Here is a 22060-nt window from a genome sequence, read left to right on the forward strand (position 1 = left end):
ACACCAGGCGGCGCGCCTCAGGCGCGCGGCAGGCAGATCAGAGATCGTCGCCCTTGCCCATGTCCTCGTCGGCCACGACTTCGGCGGCGGCCCATTCCAGCGCCTCGCGTTCCTTGCGCTCGCGCTCGGACTTGTCGACGGCGTCGATGAACGGCTGATCGATGCGGCGCGCGGCGATCTCGCGCAGTGCCAGCACGGTCGGCTTGTCGTCGTTCTCGCTGTTGTCGAGCTGCGATTCGACGCCATTGGCGAGCTGGCGGGCGCGACGTGCGGCCAGCATGACCAGCTCGAAGCGGTTGTCGACGACTTCCAGGCAATCTTCTACGGTGATGCGGGCCATACGGGCTCCCGGCGACCGGATCGGCCGCGCGAATTGACGAAAAAGGGTCGCGCATCGTAGCGCCGGCCCCATGCCGGCGCAAGCGCCGGCTATGTGAATCAAACAGTTAGCCTGCGCTCGACGCCGCGACGCCCGCCTCTTCGCGCAGCAGACGCGCGATCAGCGCGGCATGGCGCTCGGCCTGGCGTTCGCGGCGCAGCCGGCTGGCGCGGAAGATCGCGCACATCTCGGCCACGGCGGTGTCGAAATCCTCGTTGACCACGACGAAGTCGAACTCGTCGTAGTGCGACATCTCTTCCTGCGCGGCCGCGAGGCGCTGGGCCATCACCGCTTCGCTGTCCTGGCCGCGCTTGCGCATGCGCTGGTCCAGCGCTTCGCGCGACGGCGGCAGGATGAAGACGCTCACGGCTTCGGGCACCTTGTCGCGCACCTGGCGCGCGCCCTGCCAGTCGATCTCCAGCAGCACGTCCTTGCCGGCAGCGAGCTGCGGTTCCACCGACTGGCGCGCGGTGCCCTTCCAGTCGCCGTGCACCTGGGCGTATTCGAAGAAATCGCCGGCATCGATCATCTGCTGGAACGCATCCTTGCCGACGAAGTGGTAGTGCTCGGCGTGCCGCTCACCCGGACGCGCAAGGCGCGAGGTGAACGAGATCGACAGGGCGATGTCGGGATCCTGCGCCAGACAGGCGTTGACGATGCTGGACTTGCCCGCGCCCGACGGCGCGGCAACGATGAACAGCGTGCCGCGCATCGGCGGCGTGTCCGCGGCAGTGTGGGATTCGGGGGTCACGCCCGTCTCCAGCGCTCGAAAGGCCGCGCATCGTACCGCTTTACGCGGGCCCGCGCCGGAGGCCGGCAGGCCCGCGCGGTATCACTCGATGTTCTGGACCTGCTCGCGGATCTGGTCGATGAGCACCTTCAGTTCGATCGCCGCCTGCGAGCTGCGGCGGTCGACCGACTTCGAACCCAGCGTATTGGCCTCGCGATTGAATTCCTGCAGCAGGAAATCCAGGCGCCGGCCCTGCGGCTCGCGCTGGCCCAGCACGCGGCGGATCTCGACGACGTGGCTGTCGAGGCGATCGAGCTCCTCGTCCACGTCGAGCTTCTGCAGCCACAGCACCAGTTCCTGCTCCATGCGACCGGGCTCGACCGGGTGCGGCAGATCGTCGAGCCGCGCCTGCAGCTTGGCGCGCTGGGCCGCGCCGATCTGCGGCATCAGCACGCGGATCTCGGCGGCGATCGCGGCGATGCCGTCGACGCGCTCCAGGATCGCGGCGACCAGCTTGCCGCCCTCGCGCTCGCGCGCGGCGACGAAGTCTTCGAGCACGGTGTCGAGCAGCGCCAGCACTTCGACCTGCAGCGCCGCCGGATCGACGCCGCGCGACTGCAGCACGCCGGGGAACTGCAGCAGCTCAGTCAGGCTGGCGCGCAGTTCCGGGAATCCGCCGCGCAGATCGCTGGCCAGATGCTGCAGCTGGGTCAGCAGCGCCTGGTTGAGCTGCAGCTCGCTGCCGCCCTCGGCGCTGCGCAGACGCAGGCCCAGATCGACCTTGCCACGCGAGACCTTCGACGCGATGCGCTCGCGCAGTGCCGGTTCGGCCGCACGCATCTCTTCGGGCATCCGCGTGCCGAGTTCGAGGAAGCGGTGGTTCACCGCGCGCAGTTCGCAGGCCAGCGTGCCCCACTCGGTGCTGCGCTCGCCCGAGGCGAAGGCGGTCATGCTGCGGATCATCGGCAAGTTCACTGCGGAAAACGGCGGACGAGTATGCCACCGCCTGCCGGGGCGATTCCGGCGCCACTGCTAGAATCCATGCCCGCTTTCCCCCTGCAGGCTCTCCATGTCCGACTTCACCCGTCCCAGCGGCCGCGCTGCCGATCAGCTGCGTGCCGTGCGCTTCGAGCGCGGCTTCACGCGCCATGCCGAGGGCTCGGTGCTGGTGAGCTTCGGCGACACCCGCGTGCTGTGCACGGCCAGCGTGGAGAACCGCGTGCCGGGCTTCCTGCGCGGCAAGGGCGAGGGCTGGGTGACGGCCGAGTACGGCATGCTGCCGCGCGCCACCAACACCCGCAACGATCGCGAAGCCTCGCGCGGCAAGCAGGGCGGCCGCACGCTGGAAATCCAGCGTCTGATCGGCCGCAGCCTGCGCGCCTGCGTGGACCGCAAAGCGCTCGGCGAACGCACGATCACGCTGGACTGCGACGTGCTGCAGGCCGACGGCGGCACCCGCACTGCTGCGATCACCGGTGCCTACATCGCGCTGGTCGATGCGATCGGCGTGCTGCGTGGCCGTCGCGAGATCACCCGCGATCCGGTGCACGGCGCGATCGCGGCCGTCTCGGTCGGCATCTATCGCGGCGTGCCGGTGCTCGATCTCGACTACGCCGAGGACAGCGACTGCGACACCGACATGAATGTCGTGATGAACGACGGCGGCGGCTTCATCGAAGTCCAGGGCACCGCCGAAGGCCACGCGTTCCGCCGCGCCGAGATGGACGCGATGATGCAGCTGGCCGAAACCGGCGTCGCCCAGCTCGTCGCCCTGCAGCGCGAGGCGCTTGCGGGATGAAGCGGCGCATCGCGCTGACCACGTTGCTCGTCGCCGATTACGACACGGCGCTCGACTGGTACACGCGCGCATTGGGGTTCCGGGTGTTCGAGGATCGGCCGCTCGGCGACGGCAAGCGCTGGGTGCAGATCGGTCCCGGCACTGCGGACGATGCCTCGCTGCTGCTGGCGCAGCCTGCCGATGACGCGCAGCGCGCGCGCATCGGCGACCAGACCGGTGGCCGCGTCGACCACTTTCTCTACACCGATGATTTCGAACGCGACCATGCATCGATGACCGCGGCCGGCGTGACCTTCCTCGAAGCGCCGCGCGTCGAGCCTTACGGCACCGTCGCGGTGTTCGTCGATCTGTACGGCACGAAATGGGATCTGCTGGAGCCTGCCGCATGAAGACCCTCGTCCTGGCCAGCGGCAACGCCGGCAAGCTCATCGAACTGCGCGCGATGCTGGCCGATCTGCCGCTGACGGTTCTGCCGCAGCGCGAGCTTGGCGTGGACGATGTCCCGGAGACCGGCACCACCTTCGTCGAGAACGCGCTGATCAAGGCGCGGCATGCCTCACAGGTCACCGGTCTGCCGGCGCTGGCCGACGACTCGGGCCTGATCGTCGATGCCCTGGGCGGCGCGCCCGGTCTCTACAGCGCGCGCTACGCCGGCAGCCCGACCGACGATGCCGCCAACAACGCCAAGCTGCTGCAGGCACTCGAGGGCCTGCCCGAGGCACGGCGCACCGCGCGCTTCTACGCGGTGATCGTGCTGCTGCGCCACGCCGACGATCCGCAGCCGCTGATTGCAGAGGGCAGCTGGGAAGGCCGCATCCTCGACGCGCCACGCGGTACCAATGGGTTCGGTTACAACCCGGTGTTCCTCGATCCCGCGCGGGGTCTGACCGCGGCCGAGATGCCGCCCGAGCAGAAGAACCGCATCAGCCACCGCGCGCTGGCGCTGCAGGCGCTGCGTGACCGGCTGGCGTCGTCCGGCCTGCTCGCCTGATCGGGCGCCGCGCGCACGTGCGCATGCCGCCCTGAGTGTCCCTCGATGCTGATCCCGCCGCCGCTCTCGCTGTACGTGCACCTGCCCTGGTGCGTGCGCAAATGCCCGTACTGCGATTTCAACTCGCACGAGTTCAAGGGCGGCACGCCACCGTTCGACGCCTACGTCGATGCGCTGCTGGCCGATCTCGACCAGGACCTGCCGCTGGTCTGGGGCCGCACCGTGCACAGCGTGTTCTTCGGCGGCGGCACGCCGAGCCTGTTTCCGGCCGATGCGATCGAACACATCCTGCAGGGCGCGTCTTCTCGGCTGCGGTTCGCGCCCGAGGCCGAGATCACGCTGGAGACGAATCCCGGCACCGCCGAGCATGGCCGCTTCGAGGATTACCGGCGCGCTGGCGTAAACCGGATCAGCTTCGGCATCCAGACCTTCGACGACGCCACGCTCAAGAAGCTCGGTCGCATCCACGACAGCGCGCAGGCAGCCGCGGCAGTCGATCTGGCCCGCGATGCCGGCTTCGACAATTTCAATCTTGATCTGATGTACGCCCTGCCCGACCAGACACTGGCGATGGCCGAGGCCGACGTACTGCGCGCGATCGATCTTGCGCCGACGCACATCTCGCATTACCAGCTCACGCTGGAACCCAACACGGTATTCGCCGCGCGCCCGCCGACCGGCATCCCCGACGATGACCTCGCCTGGGACATGCAGGAGCGCTGCCAGGCGCTGCTGGCCGAGGCCGGCTACGCGCAGTACGAAGTGTCCGCCTACGCGCGCGCCGGACGGCAGTGCGCGCACAACCTCAACTACTGGCGCTTCGGCGACTACCTCGGCATCGGCGCCGGTGCGCACGGCAAGCTCACGCTTGGCAGCGAGCAGACGATCCTGCGCCGCTGGAAATCCAAGCATCCGGTCGCGTGGCTGGCCGGCGCCGGCACGCAGGCCGGGATCGGCGGCGACGAGCGCATCGAGCCGGCGCGTCGCCCGTTCGAGTTCATGCTCAACGCGCTGCGACTGGTCGACGGCTTTACCCTCACCGGCTTCGAGGCCACGACCGGCCTGCCGCCCTCGGCCATTGATGCCCCGCTGGCCATCGCCATCGACAGGGGCTGGTTGCAGCGCGATGGCGACCGGGTCGTGCCGACCGAGCTCGGCCGGCGCTTCACCAACGACGTCGTCGCCCTGTTCCTCGAAGACTGAGAACCCGTTCAATGTCCTGCTGCGCTTGCCAGCTGGCGCGCGTGCGGTGCTCGGAAGGAATCGCAGCATGGCGATTCCTGACAGCGCTCGCCGCTGGCCCGAAGGGTGGGCGCCATGGATGACGGCCACAATGCTCACGTACCGCCCGTACGCTGCGCTTCCTGCGCTCCACCACGCGCCCATCCGGCGGCGCTCGCGACGGACCTTGAACGAGTTCTGGGGCCGGCGCAGCCGCCTGCCGCAGCGCAGCAGACTGGTGGCCGGAGACGCCCGGTCATCGCGTTATCCAGAACCGGACGCCCCGCCCGCGCGCAGGCGTCCGCCTGTGTGCGCACGCCAGTGGTGACGGCCGCGCGCGCATGCTAAAGAATGTGATCGATGCCCAGCCCGGCAACCGGAATGCCTGCGACCGCACACTATCCGCCGCCTCCCCGCTCGCTCGCCGCGGCCGGCCTGCCCCCGCGCGTGCGCCGCACGCTCGAGCGTGCGCTGTCGTTCGTCTCGACAGAGCTCGATGGCGGCCTGTCCAGCCTCGTCTCCGAGTTCGAACAGGAGCTGTTCCGGCTCGCCGACCACGCGCGCAACCCGGGCCTGGAGTCCGGCTACATGGCCACGCTGCGGGCGTTCCGCGCCAACCGCGCCGACCTCGTCCCGCGGTTCCTGCTCGCGCTGGAGGGCTCGATCGCGGCCATCCGCACGCCGGCACCGCCACCGCCACCCACGCCGCTGGACACCGCCTCGTTCGGGCCGCTGAGCCTGGTCGAAGACACGGTGATGGACGAAGGCACCGTGCTGCGCGAGATCGCAAGCCGGCAGGAAGGCCGCGCGAACCTGTCGCTGCACCTGCTGGGCCAGCGCTTCGGCGTGCTCGCCGCGTCGCCCGCCTTCGATGCCGAGCGCTTGCCGCTGGGTCCGCAGTGCCTGTGCCGGGCCATCGCCTCGGCCGCGCGCACGCTCGAAATCGAGCACGACGCGCGGCTGCTGCTGTACCGCATCTTCGACCGGGTGGTGATGCCCGGTTATGCCCGTGTGCTCGAGCGCCTGGACGCGCAGCTCGCCGACGACGGCATCCTGCCCTCGCTGACGTTCGTGCCGATGCGCGCGCGGGTCGAGCCCGTCGAACCCAAGGAAGCCTCCCGCGTGGCAAGGAATGCCGATCCCGTTGACATGCCGCGTCCGCAGGTGGACGACGCCCAGCGTCCCTACACCGGCTGGGGCGAACCCGAGACCGCCGACGACGACGCGGACGATGCGCAGTCGCACGAGGCCGCCTACGCGCGCCTGCAGGCCCTGATGTCCGGGCGCCGCGAACTGCTGCGCAAGTTCCAGCCGCGCACCGATTCGCCGCTGCCACGGCGCCAGTTGGCGACCAGCGAAGTGTCCGATGCGCTGCGGCAGCTCCAGCAGCAGCCCCAGGGGGGTGGACGCAGCCTGGTCGAGATCAAGCGCTCGCTGCTGGCGCAGGCGCGTCAGCGCAGCGGCGAGGGTGCCAGTCTGGCGCCGCAGGACGAAGACGCGTTCGAGCTGCTCGGCATGCTCTACGGGCATATCGAACAGGAGATCCGCAGCGAGGCGCCGGCCGCACCGCTCGTGCGCGAGCTGCAGATTCCGGTGCTGCGTGCGGCGCTGAAGGACCACTCCTTCTTCACCCGCCAGCGCCACCCGGCGCGGCAGCTGCTCAACACCGTCGCCGAGAGCGCCGCCAACTGGCACGACGACACCGCTTTCGATCCGCGCGTGCAGGCCGCCCTGCGCGCCGCGGTGGCCTTCGTGGTCGGCAATTACGAAGGCGACGTGGCGGTGTTCGCCGAAGGCAACGCACGCGTGCAGGCGCAACTGCAGACGCAGGCACGCACTGCCGAGCTGCAGGAGCGTCGCCATATCGAGGCCGCCCGCGGTCGCGAGAAGCTGGCCGCCGCGCGTGCCCGGGCCGACGAGCTGATGCAGGGCATCGTCGGCGAGCGCCGCCTGCCGCGGTTCTCGCGCGCGCTGCTCGACCAGGCCTGGGCCGACGTGCTCACGCTGACATTGCTGCGGCATGGCGAGTCGTCCAGCGAGGCCGCCCACCAGCTGGCGATGACGCGCCGCATCGTCGAGGCTTCGCTCGATGCGGTGCCGCGCGAAGACGATACGCTGCAGTCCGATGTCGAATCCGCGCTCGGCCAGGTCGGCTACCACGGCGAGGAGGCGACGGTGATCGCCCAGCGCCTGACCAGCCATCGCAGCGACGAGGACGATGCCGCGTCGCGCACCGAGCTGGCGATGAAGCTCAAGGCGCGCGCGCGTCTGGGCGAGGACGCCGGCACCGCGCGCCGCGAGAAGCCGCCGGCGCGCACGGCCGAGGAACAGGCGCAGTACGACCACCTGCGCACGCTGCCGTTCGGCACCTGGATCGAATTCACCACCAACCAGCAGGGCGACATGGTGCGGCGGCGCATGTCCTGGTACAGCCCGATCACCGATCACGTGCTGTTCGTCAACCAGCGCGGTCAGCGTACCGGCGAGCAATCGATGGACGCCGTCGCCCGGCTGATGGCGACCGGCAATGCGCGCGTCGTGACCGCCGATCGCGGGCACCTCGTGGACCGCGCCTGGCAGGCCGCAATGGGCGCCCTGCGCAGCTTCGCCGGCCGCGGCGAAAGCCGCACGTCGGAGGCGACGGCATGATGCAGGAGTTCCGCCGCGCCAAGCGCCGCAAGGCGCCGGACGTGATCCTGGTGACCGACGCGATGACCGCCCGCGTCATCGGTCGCGTCGGCAACCTGTCGGAAACCGGCATGCTGCTGATCGCCAGCGAACCCTTCGTCGAGGACGCGCTGTACCAGCTGTCCTTCACCCTGCCCGATGCGCCCGACGCGCCGGTCGAAATCGGCGCGCATCTGCTGTGGCTCGACGATGCGACGCTTGCCGGGGCGAGCTGGGCGGGCTTCCGCTTCATCGCGACGACGCCGTCGCTGGCGCACCGGTTGCAGGGGTGGGTCAATGCGCCGGGAAGTCATTACGCCTGACGTTCGGTGCCGCGGCCACAGGACGCAACGCGTGCGCTTTTGATTTTTTTTTACGCAGCAGTCTATGTGAGCAGACCCATCGGGTTTGTGAGCTCGCTATCGCACGCCGATCCAGGAAAGGCGAGCGAAGGCCAACAGCGCGACAACACCGGAAGCGCGGCACGCCTGCAAGCAAAGGCCTGAGGCCGCAAAACAACGCACCTGCGTCAATACGGCAGAATAGGCCGATCCACTCGCCGCCCCGGGATCACGATGTCCACGCCTGCTTCGTCCGCCGCCAGCCTCTACGCCGACCACCTTGCGACGCTGCAGGCGCGCACCGCGACCGCGCTCGAGCGCGCGGGTCTCGAACATCTCGTCATTCCCAGCGGCACGCTGCACTACCAGATGTTCGACGACCGCGATTATCCGTACGCGGTCAATCCGCAGTTCAAAGCTTGGCTGCCGCTGACGCGCAATCCCGGCAGCTGGCTGGTGATCACGCCAGGCGCGCGACCGAAGCTGGTGTATCTGCAGCCGCGCGATTACTGGCACGTCGTGCCGGAAGCGCCGTCGGGCTATTGGGTCGAGCACTTCGACATCGTCGTGATCCGCAAGCCCGAGGACGCGCAGCAGCATCTGCCGAAGAATGCCGCGCGGTGCGCGATTCTCGGTGAGCCGCAGAGCGCGCTGGGCCACTACGGCGCCTACAAGCCGAACAACCCGCAGGCGGTCATCGATCATCTCGACTACCACCGCGCGTTCAAGACGCCGCACGAACTGTCGATGCTGCGCGAAGCCTCACGTCGTGGCGTGCGTGCACATGCGGCGGCCGAGCGGGCATTCCGCGCCGGTGCCAGCGAGTTCGGCATCCACTTGGCCTATTGCCAGGCCGCCGGTCAGGACGCGAACGAACTGCCCTACGGCAACATCGTCGCGCTCAACGAGCATGCGGCGGTGCTGCACTACACCGAGCTCGGACGCCTGCCGCCCGATCCGGTGCGCAGCTTTCTGATCGATGCCGGCGCGAGTCATGCCGGCTACGCCGCCGACATCACCCGGACCTACGCCACCGATACCGGCAGCGAGTTCCAGGCGATGATCGAAGCAGTCGACGCAGCGCAGCAGACGATGGTCGCGCAGGTGCGCAGCGGCACGGACTACAAGCAGATGCATCTCGACGCGCACCTCGCCCTCGCCGGCGTGCTGCGCGACTTCGGTCTGATCAAGGTCTCGCCGGAGGCCGCGCTAGCGACCGGCGTCAGCGCCGCGTTCTTCCCGCATGGCCTCGGCCACGGGATCGGCCTGCAGGTGCACGACGTGGCCGGCTTCGCTGCCTCGGAGACCGGCGGCGTCATCGCCAAGCCCGAGGGGCACCCGTTCCTGCGCCTGACACGCGTGCTGGAACCGGGGATGGTCGTGACCATCGAACCCGGTGTCTACATCGTCGACATGCTGCTCGAGGACTTGAAGGCCGCCGGACACGGCGACAGCATCGACTGGGATCGCGTCGACACCTTCCGCCCCTATGGCGGCATCCGCATCGAGGACGACGTGGTCTGCACCGACGGCGCGCCCGAGAACCTCACGCGCGACGCGTGGGCGGACGAGAACGCGGCCGCCTGATCATGACGGGCGCGTTGCGCGTCCTCTGACACCTGAAGACGCAGCGCGCGCGATGCGCGCTGCAGACGGAACAGGCGTGCTCATTTGCGCGCCATGAACGCCTCGATCTCGTCGGCCGTACGCGCCAGACCGGTCGTCAGCACCTCATGCCCCGTCTTGGTCACCAGCACGTCGTCCTCGGTGCGGATGCCGATGCCGCGCCATTTCGCATCGACGCTGGTGTCGTCGGCCGACACGTACAGGCCGGGTTCGATCGTGAACACCATGCCGGGCTCAAGCAGGCGCGATTCACCCTCGATGCGATAGTCGCCGACGTCGTGCACGTCGAGGCCGATCCAGTGTCCGGTCTTGTGGCGATAGAACCGCTTGTAGCTGCCGTCGGCGATGCGCGCCTCCAGCTTGCCCTTCAGCAGGCCGAGCCGCAGCAGGCCGTCGGTCAGCGCTTCGACCGCCGCGTTGTGGCCGGCCTCGTAGGCGACACCCGGGCGCGCCTGCGCGAGCGCGGCCTGCTGCGCGGATTCGACGACGTCGTGCAGGGCACGCTGCGCAGCCGTGAAACGGCCGTTGACCGGAAAGGTCCGGGTGATGTCGGCCGCATAGCCGCGGTATTCGGCACCGGCATCGATCAGCACCAGATCGCCATCGCGCGCCTGTGCGTTGTTGGCGCGGTAATGCAGCACGCAGGCATTGGCGCCTGCACCGACGATGCTCTCGTACGCGGGGCTCGCGTCGTGGCGGCGGAACACGTATTCCAGTTCGGCCTGCAGCGCGTATTCGTGGATGCCGGGCCGCGCCGCGCGCATCGCCGCGGCGTGCGCGTCGACGCTGATCTTGGCCGCGCGCCGCATCAGCTTGAGTTCGCCGGCGTCCTTGAACAGACGCATCTCGTCGAGCAGATGGCCCAGCTCGAGGAATTCGTGCGGAGGCTGCGCGCCGACCCGCACCTGTGCACGCACGCGGTTGAGCCAGCCGATCAGCTGCAGATCGAATTCGGTGTCGCGACCGAAGTGGTAATAGACGCGCGTGCGGCCTTCGAGCAGGCCGGGCAGGATCTCGTCGAGATCGTCGATCGGATACGCATCGTCCATGCCCAGCGCCTCGACGGCGCCCTCCGGGCCGACGCGCGGGCCGTCCCAGCCTTCGCGCTCCAGGTCGCGTTCGCGGCAGAACAGCAGCGCCTCGCCGTGCTTGCGGCCCGGCACCAGCACCAGCACCGCATCGGGCTCGGCGAAGCCGGTGAGATACCAGAGGTCGGAATCCTGCCGGTAGGCGTGATGCGTATCGCGGCTGCGCACCCGCTCGGGCGCGCTGGCCAGCACGAGGATCGCGTTGTCGCCGACCAGCCGCATCAGCTGGCGCCGACGCTTCTCGTAGGTGGCCGCGGTGATGCCGGTCGCGCTCGCCATGTCAGTTCAGCCGGTTGCGGTGACGCGGCCCCAGTGCGGCGTCGCCGTGCAGCAGCAGCGCGGCCACGCGCACGAATTCCTCGATCTCGGTCAGCGCGTCTTCCTCGACCGCATCGTCCTCGTCGTCGGGATCGGGCTGCGCGGCCGCCAGACGGGCGAGGTCCGCCAGCGCCTCGTTGCCTTCTTCCGACAGCGATGCACGTTCGCCCGCGGCGAGACCGAAGCCGCCGAGAAATCCACGGCACCAGTCGAACAGGGCGGCACTGCGCACCGACAGCGGTTCGCCGTCCTCGGGCAGCAGCAGTGCGAAGGTGAAGTCGCGGTCTTCGAGCTGGTTGGCCGTCGCCACACGCAGCCGGTCGAGCGCACTGCCGCTCGCGGGCGCGGGCAGCGTCGTGTCGGCCAGCACCGGCGCCAGCCAGGCGACCGCATCGTCGCCACCGCCGGCCAGCCAGCCACTGAGACCGCCGTGCAGTTCGCTGCCGGGCATCGCCAGTTGCAGGTGGCGGATCTCGGCGTCGACTTCGGCAAGGCTGGGCAGGGTTTCGGACACGGCTGGCGTTCTCGGGCAGGGGTGCGCCATTCTACCAACGGCCATCCTGTGACCGGGCGCACGCTTGTTGCTGGACCGCCCGCATGCCTACACTCGCGGTCGCCGACCCCGGCACGGAGCGCCGCCGCGTGATCGAACCCAGCCAGCTCCACGTGCCAGGCGCCGCGGTGCTGATCGCGTTGCTGGTGCTGCTGGTGGTCATGGTGGTGCGCCGTCACAACAGCGAGCATGCCTACCTCGCCGAGATCAACGAACGCCGCGACCGGCTGAAGCTCGCGCTGTGGGCGACCGGCGAACGCTACTGGGATTACGACGTCGGCAGCGGCCAGCTGCGACGCCTGCTCGAAGACGAGCCCAATGGTGATGGCCGTCTGCTCGAAGACAGCCTGCCGGTCGACGAACTCGTGCATCCCGACGACATGGCGCTCGCGCGCGAGACCCTGCGCCGCTACCTCGACGGCGAATCCGGCCGCTACCAGGCGCAGGTCCGCGTGGCCGACGGCACCGGTGGCTGGGCCTGGGTGCGCGTGCGCGGCCGCGCGGTGGAGCGCGACGACGACGGCAACGTGCTGCGCATCGCCGGCACCGCGCTCAACGTCTCCGCCACGCGCGAGGCCGAACGTGAGCGCCAGATCGCCGCCACGGTGTTGCGCAGCATGGGCGAAGCGGTCGCGGTGATGGACGCGGATTTCCGCTACGTCTCGGTCAATCCCGCGTTCCTGCGCATGACCGGCTACGCGGAGACCGAAGTGCTCGGACGCAGCGCGTCGCTGCTCGACAGCGAACAGAACGACAGCGCCTTCTACCGCCACATCCGCACGCAGGCCGGGCGCCAGGGTCACTGGAGCGGCGAGCTGTGGCAGCGCCGCAAGGACGGCGACGAACTGCTGACCGCGCTGGAGCTGCGCACCGTGCGCGATGCCGACGACGACAGCGTGCTGCACGTGTGCGTGTTCAACGACATCACCCAGCAGAAGCGCACCGAACAGGAACTGCGCTATCTCGCCAACTTCGACACGCTGACCAGCTTGCCGAACCGCTCGCTGCTGTCGGAGCGCCTGTCGCGGGCGATCGTCCGGGCGCATCGCGAGGACACGCGGCTGGCGGTGCTGTTCCTCGATCTGGACCGCTTCAAGGACATCAACGATTCGCTGGGCCACGCCGCCGGCGACCGCATCCTGCGCGCGGCCGCAGTGCGCCTGCAGCAGACGGTCGGCGAGCAGCACACCGTGGCGCGACTCGGCGGCGACGAGTTCACCGTCGTGCTGGAAGACCTGGAAACGCCCGACGATGCCGAACGCATCGCGCGCGAGATCATCAATGCGTTCGAGGCGCCGCTGCTGCTCGACGACCGCCGCGAGGTGTCGATCTCGCCGTCGATCGGCATCAGCCTGTACCCCGATCACGCCCAGGTGCCGACCGAATTGCTCAAGCAGGCCGACACTGCGATGTATCAGGCCAAGGCCGCCGGGCGCCGCACCTTCATGCGCTACAACGACAACATGGATCTGGCGGTGCGGCAGCGCGCGACGATCTCCGGCGCGCTGCGCAAGGTGCTCGACCGCGGCGAACTGCGCCTGGTGTTCCAGCCGCGCCTGTCGCTGTCGCCGCCGCGCATCACCGGTGTCGAAGCGCTGCTGCGCTGGTCGAGTCCGGAACACGGCGACATCCCGCCGGCCGAGTTCATTCCGATCGCCGAGGAAAGCGGGCTGATCCTGGAGATCGGCGAATGGGTGCTGCGCGAGGCCTGCCTGGTGCTGCAGCGCTGGCGCCAGCACGGCATGGACGAGCTCAATGTCTCGGTCAACGTGTCGGTGCTGCAGCTGCTGCGCGGCGATTTCGTCGGCGTGGTGGGCCGCGTGCTCGACGACGTGGGCATCCCGCCGCATCTGCTCGAACTCGAACTCACCGAAAGCGTGCTGATGGCCAATGCCGAGCAGACCGCGGAGCGCCTGCAGGCCTTCCGCGCGCTGGGCGTGTCGCTGGCGATCGACGATTTCGGCACCGGCTATTCGTCGCTGGCGTATCTAAAGCGTCTGCCGATCACCACGATCAAGATCGACAAGGCCTTCGTCGACGGCCTGCCGCACGACGCCGAGGATGCGGCGATTACCCCGACCATCGTCGCGATGGCGCACTCGCTGGGCCTGCGCGTGGTGGCCGAGGGCGTGGAGACCGAAGCGCAGATGCGCTTTCTCGCCGAGCGCGGCTGCGACGAGATCCAGGGCTTCTGGCTCTCGCCGCCGCTCGACGCGCTGCAGTGCCTGGCCTTCATGCGCAACTGGCGCCCCGACGGCCTGCTCCTCGCCCGCGACGAACCACTGGCCGTGCTGCCTTGACCGCCACCTGCGCGCTGCCTATGGTGCGGCAATGACCGAACCCGACGTCATCGCCCAGCTGCAGAGACTGACGTCGCGCCTCGACGCGCTGATCGAACGTGTCCGCATCCTCAGCGACGAGAACCGCAGCCTGCGCCAGCAGCAGGAATCCATCGTCGGCGAACGCGCCCAGCTGCTGTCGAAGAACGAACAGGCACGCTCGCGGGTCGAGGCGATGATCGCGCGGCTCAAGTCACTGGAGCAGCACACATGAGTGCGACCGAAGCCGTCAGCGTGCGCGTGCTGGATCGCGAGTACACCGTCGGCGTCACGCCCGACGAGCGCGACAGCCTGATGGCGGCGGCCAAACTGCTCGATACGCGGATGCGCGAAATCCGCGGCGCCAACCGCATGGCCGCGGTCGATCGCATCGCGATCCTCGCGGCGCTGAATCTCGCGCACGAACTGCAGCTGCTCGGCGACGGCCAGTCGCACGGCTCGCGCGCGATCTCCGATTCGGTGGCGGCGCTGCACCGCAAGCTCGACGTGCTCGATGCCGAGCAGCGCTGAGTCGCACGTCTTCGCGACGCCTCCACGCAACTGAATCCCCGCCGCCGCCCGACGCGTCGCGACCGACGAACGGAACACGTGCCGCGGATCGATTGGCTATACTGCGCCTGCGTTCTCTGCCGTGTTCGACAGCGTGCAAAACATTCGCCTTGTCCCTTAATAACGACACCGGGGACGTCAGGAAACCGGGAGTGCCAGTCCGCCCCCGAGCGGAAAGCCCAAAGGAATCCCAGCGTTCCCACTTGAACCCCGGGTTCAAGGTCGTTTCGCCTGCATCGGCATCGGCGGAGAACGTATTTTTTGAGCCTGCCCGCCGCGTCGCCGGCACTTCCGACGACGAGCCCGGCCGCATGACCGACCGCCCCGCCCTCCGCCGACGCCTGCGCGACCAGCGCCGCGCCCTGCCTGCGCCCGCGCGCATCGCCGCCGCCGAGGGCCTCGCGACGCAACTGTTCGCACTGCCCGCATTGCCCGAATCCGGCTACGTCGCCGGCTACTGGGCCAGCGATGGCGAGATCGGCCTCCACGTCTTCCAGATGCGTCTGCCCGCCGGGCTGATCTATTGCCTCCCGGTGCTGCATGACGAAGTGCTGCGCTTCGCGCCCTGGCGCGCCGGCGACCCGCTGGTCACCAACCGTTACGGCATCCCCGAACCCGACGTCGAACCGGCGTCCGCACTCGACGCGAGCGCGATGGCACTGGTCGTCACGCCGCTGGTCGGCTTCGACGCGCACGGCCATCGCCTCGGCATGGGCGGCGGCTGGTACGACCGGAGCTTCGGGTTCCGTCGCGTGCAGGCCGCGCCGCCGCTGCTCGTGGGCGCCGCATTCGCACTGCAGCAGGTCGAGGCGCTCGACGCCGCGGATTGGGATGTGCCGCTCGACGCGATCTGCACCGAATCGAACACGCTCCACCCGCCCACAGCTGCCTGACCGAGACGCGATGAGAACCCGCAAGCGCTACTGGCTGATGAAGTCCGAGCCCGACGACTTCTCGATCGACGACCTCGCCCGCGTGGGCACCGAGCCCTGGACCGGCGTGCGCAACTACCAGGCGCGCAACTTCATGCGCGACGGCATGCGCGTGGGCGACGGCGTGCTGTTCTATCACTCGAATGCGGACGTGCCCGGCATCTACGGCATCGCCGAGGTCGCATCGACCGCGTATCCCGATCCGAGCCAGTTCAAGAAGTCCTCGAAGTACTACGACGAGAAAGCGACCGAAGAGACGCCGCGCTGGTTCCTGGTCGATGTCGGCTACGTGCGCACGCTGGCCCAGCCCATTCCGCTGGCGGAGATCCGCGAGCACAGCGCCGCACTCGGCGAAGAATTCGCGCTGATCCGCAAGGGCGCGCGCCTGTCGGTGCTGCCGGTCACGGCCGCGCAATGGAAACTGCTGTTGTCACTGGAGAAGAAGCGATGAGCGAAGGCAAGCGCCTGGCCGCCGAGAAGGCGATCGAGTACGTGGAAGACGGCATGATCGTCGGCGTCGGCACCGGCTCGACGGTCGCCTATTTCATCGACGCGCTGGCGCGCATCAAGCATCGCATCGACGGCGCGGTGTCGAGTTCGGACCAGAGCACCGACCGCCTGCGCAGCCACGGCATCGACGTGCTCGATCTCAACGCGACCGGTCCGCTGGCGCTGTACGTCGACGGCGCCGACGAGTGCGATCCCGGTAAACACCTGATCAAGGGCGGCGGCGCGGCGCTGACGCGCGAGAAGATCATCGCCGAGGCGAGCCAGCAGTTCATCTGCATCATCGATCCGGCGAAGCAGGTCCCGGTGCTGGGCACGTTCCCGCTGCCGGTCGAAGTGATCCCGATGGCGCGCAGCCTCGTCGCCCGCACGATCCTCGAAACCACCGGCGGCCAGCCGGTGTGGCGCGAAGGCGTGAAGACCGACAACGGCAACTGGGTGCTCGACATCCACGGCCTGTCGATCACCGATCCGGTCGCGCTGGAAGCGACGCTCAACCAGATTCCGGGCGTGGTCAGCGTCGGTCTGTTCGCACGCCGCAAGGCGGACGTGGTGATCGTGGGCACGCCGACGCCGACGGTGCTCTGACGCACACGTCTTCTGTGGGAGCGCGCTTGCGCGCGATGGCTTTCCGGAAACGCCATATCGCGCGCAAGCGCGCTCCCGCGGGACCGGCTTCCGCCCATAAAAAAAGCCCGCCTTCCGGCGGGCTTTTTCGTACCCCTTGCAGCCTCGACTCATTCGACGTCGAGGAAGCTCCGCAGCTGTTCGCTGCGCGAGGGATGACGCAGCTTGCGCAGCGCCTTCGCCTCGATCTGGCGGATGCGCTCGCGGGTGACGTCGAACTGCTTGCCGACTTCCTCGAGGGTGTGGTCGGTGTTCATGTCGATGCCGAAGCGCATGCGCAGCACCTTCGCCTCCCGCGGGGTCAGGCCGGCGAGCACGTCGCGGACCGTTTCCATCAGGTTGGTGTTGGTGGTCGCGTCGATCGGGGACTCCACGTTGGTGTCCTCGATGAAGTCGCCCAGGTGGGAGTCCTCGTCGTCGCCGATCGGGGTCTCCATGGAGATCGGTTCCTTCGCGATCTTCATGACCTTCCGGATCTTGTCCTCCGGCATGTCCATTTCCTTGGCCAGCTCCTCCGGCGTGGCCTCGCGGCCGTACTGCTGGAGCATCTGGCGGGAAATGCGGTTGAGCTTGTTGATCGTCTCGATCATGTGCACGGGAATGCGGATCGTGCGCGCCTGGTCAGCGATCGAGCGCGTGATCGCCTGGCGGATCCACCACGTCGCGTAGGTCGAGAACTTGAAGCCGCGACGGTGCTCGAACTTGTCGACCGCCTTCATCAGGCCGATGTTGCCTTCCTGGATCAGGTCGAGGAACTGCAGGCCGCGGTTGGTGTACTTCTTGGCGATCGAGATCACGAGACGCAGGTTGGCCTCGACCATTTCTTTCTTAGCCTTGCGGGCCTTTGCCTCGCCGTAGGCCATCGCGCGGTTGATCTCCTTGAGATCGCCAAGGGTCACGCCCATCGCCTTCTCGATCGCGAGCGTGGCTTCCTGCTCGGCGACGATCTGGTCGCGCACGTCCTTCAGGCCGGACGACCACTTCTGCTTGCGCTTGATCATCTCGTCCGCCCAACCCGTATTGGTCTGGTTGCCGTCCCAGGCGCGGATGAAATCCTTGCGCGGCATCTTGGCGACGCGGGTCGACAGGTCGAGGATGCGACGCTCGTGGTCCTTCAGCTCCGACACGACCTCGCGCAGCTTGCGGACCAGCAGATCGGTCAGCGGCAGCGGCAGCTTGAACGTCATGAAGACGTCGGCCATCTCGGCGCGCAGCTTGATCGACGCCTTCGCCGTCGCACCGTTCTTGGCGTACGACTTCTGGAACTTGTTGAACAGGTCCGCCATCAGGTCCATGCGACGCAGGACTTCTTCCGGATCCGGACCGGTCGGGCCGGTGCTCTCTTCCTCGTCGGAGGAATCGTCGGATTCTTCCTCGTCGGTCTCGGCCTCTTCCTCGGCCTCGACGACGGCCGGCGCATTGCCCGCCGCCGCCTCTTCCTCGGCCGCCAGCTCTTCGAGCAGCTGGTCGTTGAAGCCGGCCACGACTTCGGCCAGGCGCTTCTTGCCGCCCTTGTGCAGTTCGTATTCTTCGAGCAGCAGCTGGACCGACCACGGGAAGCTGGCCACCGAGGCCATCATCTGGTTGAGGCCTTCCTCGATGCGCTTGGCGATGGCGATTTCGCCTTCGCGGGTCAGCAGCTCGACCGTGCCCATTTCGCGCATGTACATGCGCACCGGATCGGTGGTACGACCCCCTTCGGTATCGAGCGAGGTCAGCGCAGCCGCGGCTTCTTCCGCAGCGGTTTCGTCGACTTCGCGATTGCCGCTGGATTCGCCGGCCAGCAGCAGCGTTTCCGCATCGGGCGCCACTTCATGGACAGCAATGCCCATGCCGTTGATCATGCCGATGATGTCTTCGATCTGCTCCGGATCGACCATGTCGTCGGGCAGGTGATCGTTGACTTCGGCATAGGTCAGATAGCCCTGCTCCAAGCCCTTGCTGATCAGGATCTTGATGTCGGACTGCTGGGCGGGACGTTCATTCGCCATGTGGCGCACCGTCTGAAAAGTGAACCCGTAATTGTACCACCTGCGAGGCCGGGATCATGCCCTGAGCAGGAAGGTGACCGGGCCGTCGTTGACCAGGCTGACTTCCATATGGGCACCGAAGCGGCCGGTTTCCACCCCCCGGTGACGCGACCTGCAGACGGCGACCAGCCGGTCGAAGATCCGTTCAGCCGCCTCGGGCGCCGCCGCGGTGCTGAAGCCGGGCCGGTTGCCCGAGCGGGTGTCCGCCGCGAGGGTGAACTGGCTGACCAGCAGCAGGCCGCCGCCGGTCTGGGCCAGCGACAGATTCATGCGGCCGGCGTCGTCGGAAAACACCCGGTAGGCGAACAGGCGCTCGGCCATGCGTGCGATCTGGGCCTCGCCGTCGCCGGGCTCGATGCCGACCAGCGCCAGCAGACCGGGCCCGGTCCGGCCGATGACCGCGCCGTCGACGCGGACGGCGGCTTCGCTGACGCGCTGGATCAGAGCAAGCATGGAGCCTTCAACACACGGAGCCCTCCCCCGACGCGCGGGGGAGGGTTGGGTGGGGGCGACTTGTCAGCCACGCAGACACCTGGAACAAGCACTGAGACATCAGCCGCAGTCCATTCTGTCCGCGACCGGAGCCATCGCCCCCAACCCGACCTTCCCCCGCGGACGGGGGAAGGCGCCAGTCAGGCGATCGGCGGCAATCCCGAACAAGACCACCCCGCTGTGCTGCACGGCCACCACTCACCCCTGATACCGGTTGCTGATCGGGTACCGCCGCTCACGCCCGAACGCACGACGCGAGATCTTCGGCCCCGGCGCGGCCTGGTGACGCTTCCACTCGCTGATGCGGACCAGCCGCAGTACACGGTCGACGGTGGCCGCGTCGAAGCCGGCGGCGACGATCTCGTCGCGGGATTCCTCCTGGTCGACGAAGCGGCGCAGGATCGCGTCGAGTACGTCGTAGGGCGGCAGCGAATCCTGGTCGAGCTGGTTGTCGCGCAGCTCGGCCGATGGCGGCCGCGCGATCACCGCGGGCGGAATCACCGGTGCGCCGCCGACGGTGTTGCGCCACTTCGACAGGCCGAAGACTTCGGTCTTGTAGAGATCCTTGATCGGCGCGTAGCCGCCGCACATGTCGCCGTAGATCGTCGCGTAGCCGACCGCGTATTCGCTCTTGTTGCCGGTCGTCAGCAGCAGACCGCCGTGCTTGTTCGACAGCGCCATCATGATCGCGCCGCGGGTGCGCGACTGCAGGTTCTCCTCGGCGATGTCGACGTCCTTGCCTTCGAACGCGTCCGACAGCGTGTCGAGAAACCCCTGGAACGGCGGCTCGATCGGAATGGTCAGCATGCGCACGCCCAGCGCCTCGCATTGCTCGGCCGCCAGATCGTTGCTCAGCCCCGCCGTAAACCGAGACGGCATACGCACCGCGGTGACGTTCTCCGCGCCCAGCGCATCGACCGCCATCGCCAGCACCACCGAAGAATCGATGCCGCCCGACAACCCGACCCACGCCTTCGAAAATCCATTCTTGCCGCAGTAGTCGCGCGTGCCACGCACGACCGCGCGCCAGGCCAGCGCGTCGATGCTCTCGTCGCCGTCGTCGACCCATACGACCGGCGAGAACGCGCGCGTCGCGGGATCGAAATCCACCACCAGCCACTGGTCGTCGAACGCGATCGCCGCCGGATGCACGGTGCCGTCGGCATCGGCGACGACGGACGCGCCGTCGAACACCAGCGCGTCCTGCCCGCCGACGACGTTGACGTAGGCCAATGCCACGCCGCTCTCACGGGTGCGCTCGGCCAGCAGCGCATCGCGCTGACGATGCTTGCCTCGCTCGTAGGGCGAGGCGTTCGGCACGACGACGACGGCCGCGCCGGCAGCCGCGGTGTCGGCCAGCGGCTCGGGAAACCAGAGGTCCTCGCAGACGAGAACGCCGACCGGCACGCCGCCGACATCGACGACGCAAGGCTCCCCATCGGGATCAACATGGAAGTAGCGGCGCTCGTCGAACACGTTGTAGTTCGGCAGTTCGCGCTTGCGATAGGTGCGCTCGAGCTTGCCGTCGCGCAGCACGCTCGCCGAGTTGTAGAGCACGCTGCCCGCCGATTCCGGCCAGCCGACCACCGCGACGATGCCGCGCACGTCCTTGGCGATCTGCATCAGCGCCGCTTCGCAGTCGATCAGGAACGCGGGCCGCATCAGCAGGTCTTCGGGCGGATAGCCGCTGATCGCGAGCTCCGGAAACACCACGACGTGCGCGTCGAACTCGTCGCGGGCCGCCGCGATCATCTCTGCGATGCGCTCGGCGTTGCGGCCGACATCGCCGACCGGAAAGTCGAACTGGGCGAGTGCGATACGCAGGGGATCGGTCATGTCGGCAGGCACGCGGTCGGGGGCGTCCATCATAGCGGCCGCGATCACATGGACCGCGGGGCCACGCGCGCACGTGCAGCGCGCAGCGACCGCATCACGCCACAAAAAAGGCCGCCCGAAGGCGGCCTTTTCGAATCACGCGGAAGGCGTGATTACTTCACGAGCGCAGCGATCGCTTCGCCCAGGTCGCCCGGCGAACGGACGGTCTTGACGCCCGCCGCTTCCATCGCCTTGAACTTGCCTTCGGCCGTGCCCGAACCGCCCGAGGCGATTGCACCGGCGTGGCCCATGCGCTTGCCCGGAGGGGCCGACGCGCCGGCGATGAAGCCGACGACCGGCTTCTTGACGTGCGCCTTGATGTACTCGGCGCCGGCTTCCTCGGCGTCACCGCCGATTTCGCCGACCATGATGATGCCCAGCGTCTGCGGATCTTCGTTGAACAGCTTGAGGCAGTCGACGAAGTTCAGGCCGTTGATCGGATCGCCGCCGATACCGATGACGGTCGACTGGCCGAGGCCCGCCGCCGTGGTCTGCTTGACCGCTTCATAGGTTAGCGTGCCCGAACGCGACACGATGCCGATCTTGCCCGGCATGTGGATGTGGCCCGGCATGATGCCGATCTTGCACTCGCCCGGCGTGATCACGCCCGGGCAGTTCGGACCGACCAGGGTCACGTCCGGATGCGACTTCAGCACGTTCTTCACGCGCAGCATGTCGAGCACCGGGATGCCTTCGGTGATGCAGACGATGACCTTGATGCCGGCCGCGGCCGCTTCGAGGATCGCGTCGGCCGCGAACGGCGGCGGCACGTAGATCACCGACGCATCGGCGCCGGTGGCGTCGACCGCTTCGCGCACGGTGTTGAACACCGGCAGGTTGACGTGCGTGGTGCCACCCTTGCCGGGCGTGACGCCGCCGACGACCTGGGTGCCGTATTCCACCATCTGGGTGGCGTGGAAGGTGCCCTGCTGGCCGGTAAAGCCCTGCACGATCACCTTGGTGTTCTTGTTGATCAAAACGCTCATGGAATGGTCCT

The 22060-nt window shown here is 68.4% G+C and carries 22 protein-coding genes and 1 other RNA gene; 14 read left to right on the plus strand and 9 right to left on the minus strand.

Annotated features, from left to right (window positions below):
- Positions 1-37: 37 nt before the first annotated feature.
- From rpoZ to AC3A5T_RS04465, 3 genes are all read right to left on the minus strand, one after another.
- On the minus strand, positions 38-340 hold the full coding sequence (gene rpoZ / locus AC3A5T_RS04455) for a DNA-directed RNA polymerase subunit omega (RefSeq protein ID WP_332079553.1): 303 nt from the start codon (positions 338-340) through the stop codon (positions 38-40).
- Positions 341-446: 106 nt separating this feature from the next.
- On the minus strand, positions 447-1091 hold the full coding sequence (gene gmk / locus AC3A5T_RS04460) for a guanylate kinase (RefSeq protein WP_487627860.1): 645 nt from the start codon (positions 1089-1091) through the stop codon (positions 447-449).
- 120 nt (positions 1092-1211) lie between these two features.
- Complete coding sequence (locus AC3A5T_RS04465) at positions 1212-2072, minus strand: YicC/YloC family endoribonuclease (RefSeq protein ID WP_487627542.1); 861 nt, start codon at positions 2070-2072, stop codon at positions 1212-1214.
- Between the two features lie 106 nt (positions 2073-2178).
- On the opposite strand from AC3A5T_RS04465, the gene rph reads away from it, so the two are divergent.
- The 7 genes from rph to pepQ all read left to right on the plus strand — a co-directional run bounded on the left by rph (position 2179) and on the right by pepQ (position 9714).
- A complete protein-coding gene (gene rph, locus AC3A5T_RS04470) occupies positions 2179-2907 on the plus strand; it encodes a ribonuclease PH (protein WP_487627543.1) in 729 nt (242 codons plus the stop codon).
- Positions 2904-3296 carry a VOC family protein gene (locus AC3A5T_RS04475; RefSeq protein ID WP_487627544.1) on the plus strand — a complete coding sequence of 131 codons (393 nt, stop codon included), beginning with the start codon at positions 2904-2906 and terminating at the stop codon, positions 3294-3296. Before rph ends, AC3A5T_RS04475 begins: the two co-directional genes overlap by 4 nt.
- Positions 3293-3898, plus strand: coding sequence for an RdgB/HAM1 family non-canonical purine NTP pyrophosphatase (rdgB, locus tag AC3A5T_RS04480; RefSeq protein WP_487627545.1), 606 nt, complete (start codon positions 3293-3295; stop codon positions 3896-3898). The genes AC3A5T_RS04475 and rdgB overlap by 4 nt, the downstream gene beginning before the upstream one ends.
- 45 nt (positions 3899-3943) lie before the next feature.
- A complete protein-coding gene (gene hemW / locus AC3A5T_RS04485; protein WP_487627546.1) occupies positions 3944-5101 on the plus strand; it encodes a radical SAM family heme chaperone HemW in 1158 nt (385 codons plus the stop codon).
- Between the two features lie 399 nt (positions 5102-5500).
- Positions 5501-7768 (plus strand): DUF1631 family protein, encoded by a 2268-nt coding sequence (locus AC3A5T_RS04490; protein ID WP_487627547.1) that lies wholly within the window; start codon positions 5501-5503, stop codon positions 7766-7768.
- Positions 7765-8109: a PilZ domain-containing protein gene (locus AC3A5T_RS04495; protein WP_232134326.1), complete on the plus strand. Its 345-nt coding sequence runs from the start codon at positions 7765-7767 to the stop codon at positions 8107-8109. Before AC3A5T_RS04490 ends, AC3A5T_RS04495 begins: the two co-directional genes overlap by 4 nt.
- A 252-nt stretch (positions 8110-8361) precedes the next feature.
- On the plus strand, positions 8362-9714 hold the full coding sequence (pepQ, locus tag AC3A5T_RS04500; protein WP_487627548.1) for a Xaa-Pro dipeptidase: 1353 nt from the start codon (positions 8362-8364) through the stop codon (positions 9712-9714).
- An 80-nt stretch (positions 9715-9794) separates the two neighbouring features.
- Here the strand turns inward: pepQ and AC3A5T_RS04505 are convergent, their stop codons facing one another.
- Together AC3A5T_RS04505 and AC3A5T_RS04510 are read right to left on the minus strand one after the other, a co-directional pair.
- The gene (locus AC3A5T_RS04505; RefSeq protein WP_487627549.1) at positions 9795-11120 is read right to left on the minus strand and encodes an aminopeptidase P N-terminal domain-containing protein; all 1326 of its coding nucleotides are present in this window, start codon (positions 11118-11120) and stop codon (positions 9795-9797) included.
- 1 nt (position 11121) lies between these two features.
- Complete coding sequence (locus AC3A5T_RS04510; protein ID WP_425497282.1) at positions 11122-11673, minus strand: UPF0149 family protein; 552 nt, start codon at positions 11671-11673, stop codon at positions 11122-11124.
- A gap of 83 nt (positions 11674-11756) precedes the next feature.
- Here AC3A5T_RS04510 and AC3A5T_RS04515 point away from each other — a divergent pair, with 83 nt between their 5' ends.
- The 7 genes from AC3A5T_RS04515 to rpiA all read left to right on the plus strand — a co-directional run bounded on the left by AC3A5T_RS04515 (position 11757) and on the right by rpiA (position 16627).
- Positions 11757-14012 carry a putative bifunctional diguanylate cyclase/phosphodiesterase gene (locus tag AC3A5T_RS04515; protein ID WP_487627550.1) on the plus strand — a complete coding sequence of 752 codons (2256 nt, stop codon included), beginning with the start codon at positions 11757-11759 and terminating at the stop codon, positions 14010-14012.
- 31 nt (positions 14013-14043) lie between these two features.
- Positions 14044-14265 carry a TIGR02449 family protein gene (locus AC3A5T_RS04520; RefSeq protein WP_232134323.1) on the plus strand — a complete coding sequence of 74 codons (222 nt, stop codon included), beginning with the start codon at positions 14044-14046 and terminating at the stop codon, positions 14263-14265.
- Positions 14262-14561 carry a cell division protein ZapA gene (locus AC3A5T_RS04525; RefSeq protein WP_332079543.1) on the plus strand — a complete coding sequence of 100 codons (300 nt, stop codon included), beginning with the start codon at positions 14262-14264 and terminating at the stop codon, positions 14559-14561. Before AC3A5T_RS04520 ends, AC3A5T_RS04525 begins: the two co-directional genes overlap by 4 nt.
- A 110-nt stretch (positions 14562-14671) precedes the next feature.
- Positions 14672-14856, plus strand: a non-coding RNA gene (gene ssrS / locus AC3A5T_RS04530) — 6S RNA.
- 55 nt (positions 14857-14911) lie between these two features.
- Complete coding sequence (locus tag AC3A5T_RS04535) at positions 14912-15493, plus strand: 5-formyltetrahydrofolate cyclo-ligase (protein WP_487627551.1); 582 nt, start codon at positions 14912-14914, stop codon at positions 15491-15493.
- Positions 15494-15503: 10 nt separating this feature from the next.
- On the plus strand, positions 15504-15983 hold the full coding sequence (locus tag AC3A5T_RS04540) for an EVE domain-containing protein (RefSeq protein WP_487627552.1): 480 nt from the start codon (positions 15504-15506) through the stop codon (positions 15981-15983).
- Positions 15980-16627 carry a ribose-5-phosphate isomerase RpiA gene (gene rpiA, locus AC3A5T_RS04545; RefSeq protein WP_487627553.1) on the plus strand — a complete coding sequence of 216 codons (648 nt, stop codon included), beginning with the start codon at positions 15980-15982 and terminating at the stop codon, positions 16625-16627. The genes AC3A5T_RS04540 and rpiA overlap by 4 nt, the downstream gene beginning before the upstream one ends.
- Before the next feature lie 149 nt (positions 16628-16776).
- On the opposite strand, the gene rpoD is transcribed toward rpiA, so the two are convergent.
- The 4 genes from rpoD to sucD form a co-directional block, all read right to left on the minus strand.
- A complete protein-coding gene (gene rpoD, locus AC3A5T_RS04550; RefSeq protein WP_332079539.1) occupies positions 16777-18657 on the minus strand; it encodes an RNA polymerase sigma factor RpoD in 1881 nt (626 codons plus the stop codon).
- Between the two features lie 54 nt (positions 18658-18711).
- A complete protein-coding gene (gene dtd, locus AC3A5T_RS04555) occupies positions 18712-19149 on the minus strand; it encodes a D-aminoacyl-tRNA deacylase (protein WP_487627554.1) in 438 nt (145 codons plus the stop codon).
- A 237-nt stretch (positions 19150-19386) separates the two neighbouring features.
- Entirely contained in the window at positions 19387-21024 is a 1638-nt protein-coding gene (locus tag AC3A5T_RS04560) for an NAD+ synthase (protein WP_487627555.1), read from the minus strand.
- A 152-nt stretch (positions 21025-21176) separates the two neighbouring features.
- Entirely contained in the window at positions 21177-22049 is an 873-nt protein-coding gene (gene sucD, locus AC3A5T_RS04565) for a succinate--CoA ligase subunit alpha (RefSeq protein ID WP_487627556.1), read from the minus strand.
- Between the last annotated feature and the right edge of the window lie 11 nt (positions 22050-22060).

It is taken from the genome of Luteimonas sp. Soil_C_16, from assembly GCF_057657295.1.

Excerpts from the sequence above, each read along its gene's own strand:
- sucD (WP_487627556.1), bottom strand. The coding sequence starts at position 22,049 with ATGAGCGTTTTGATCAACAAGAACACCAAGGTGATCGTGCAGGGCTTT.
- rph (WP_487627543.1), top strand. The coding sequence starts at position 2,179 with ATGTCCGACTTCACCCGTCCCAGCGGCCGCGCTGCCGATCAGCTGCGT.
- AC3A5T_RS04535 (WP_487627551.1), top strand. The coding sequence starts at position 14,912 with ATGACCGACCGCCCCGCCCTCCGCCGACGCCTGCGCGACCAGCGCCGC.
- rpoD (WP_332079539.1), bottom strand. The coding sequence starts at position 18,657 with ATGGCGAATGAACGTCCCGCCCAGCAGTCCGACATCAAGATCCTGATC.
- AC3A5T_RS04475 (WP_487627544.1), top strand. The coding sequence starts at position 2,904 with ATGAAGCGGCGCATCGCGCTGACCACGTTGCTCGTCGCCGATTACGAC.
- rpoZ (WP_332079553.1), bottom strand. The coding sequence starts at position 340 with ATGGCCCGCATCACCGTAGAAGATTGCCTGGAAGTCGTCGACAACCGC.
- dtd (WP_487627554.1), bottom strand. The coding sequence starts at position 19,149 with ATGCTTGCTCTGATCCAGCGCGTCAGCGAAGCCGCCGTCCGCGTCGAC.
- hemW (WP_487627546.1), top strand. The coding sequence starts at position 3,944 with ATGCTGATCCCGCCGCCGCTCTCGCTGTACGTGCACCTGCCCTGGTGC.
- AC3A5T_RS04505 (WP_487627549.1), bottom strand. The coding sequence starts at position 11,120 with ATGGCGAGCGCGACCGGCATCACCGCGGCCACCTACGAGAAGCGTCGG.
- AC3A5T_RS04490 (WP_487627547.1), top strand. The coding sequence starts at position 5,501 with ATGCCTGCGACCGCACACTATCCGCCGCCTCCCCGCTCGCTCGCCGCG.
- AC3A5T_RS04515 (WP_487627550.1), top strand. The coding sequence starts at position 11,757 with ATGCCTACACTCGCGGTCGCCGACCCCGGCACGGAGCGCCGCCGCGTG.
- AC3A5T_RS04560 (WP_487627555.1), bottom strand. The coding sequence starts at position 21,024 with ATGACCGATCCCCTGCGTATCGCACTCGCCCAGTTCGACTTTCCGGTC.
- AC3A5T_RS04520 (WP_232134323.1), top strand. The coding sequence starts at position 14,044 with ATGACCGAACCCGACGTCATCGCCCAGCTGCAGAGACTGACGTCGCGC.
- AC3A5T_RS04525 (WP_332079543.1), top strand. The coding sequence starts at position 14,262 with ATGAGTGCGACCGAAGCCGTCAGCGTGCGCGTGCTGGATCGCGAGTAC.
- rdgB (WP_487627545.1), top strand. The coding sequence starts at position 3,293 with ATGAAGACCCTCGTCCTGGCCAGCGGCAACGCCGGCAAGCTCATCGAA.
- pepQ (WP_487627548.1), top strand. The coding sequence starts at position 8,362 with ATGTCCACGCCTGCTTCGTCCGCCGCCAGCCTCTACGCCGACCACCTT.
- AC3A5T_RS04465 (WP_487627542.1), bottom strand. The coding sequence starts at position 2,072 with ATGATCCGCAGCATGACCGCCTTCGCCTCGGGCGAGCGCAGCACCGAG.
- AC3A5T_RS04495 (WP_232134326.1), top strand. The coding sequence starts at position 7,765 with ATGATGCAGGAGTTCCGCCGCGCCAAGCGCCGCAAGGCGCCGGACGTG.
- rpiA (WP_487627553.1), top strand. The coding sequence starts at position 15,980 with ATGAGCGAAGGCAAGCGCCTGGCCGCCGAGAAGGCGATCGAGTACGTG.
- gmk (WP_487627860.1), bottom strand. The coding sequence starts at position 1,091 with ATGCGCGGCACGCTGTTCATCGTTGCCGCGCCGTCGGGCGCGGGCAAG.
- AC3A5T_RS04540 (WP_487627552.1), top strand. The coding sequence starts at position 15,504 with ATGAGAACCCGCAAGCGCTACTGGCTGATGAAGTCCGAGCCCGACGAC.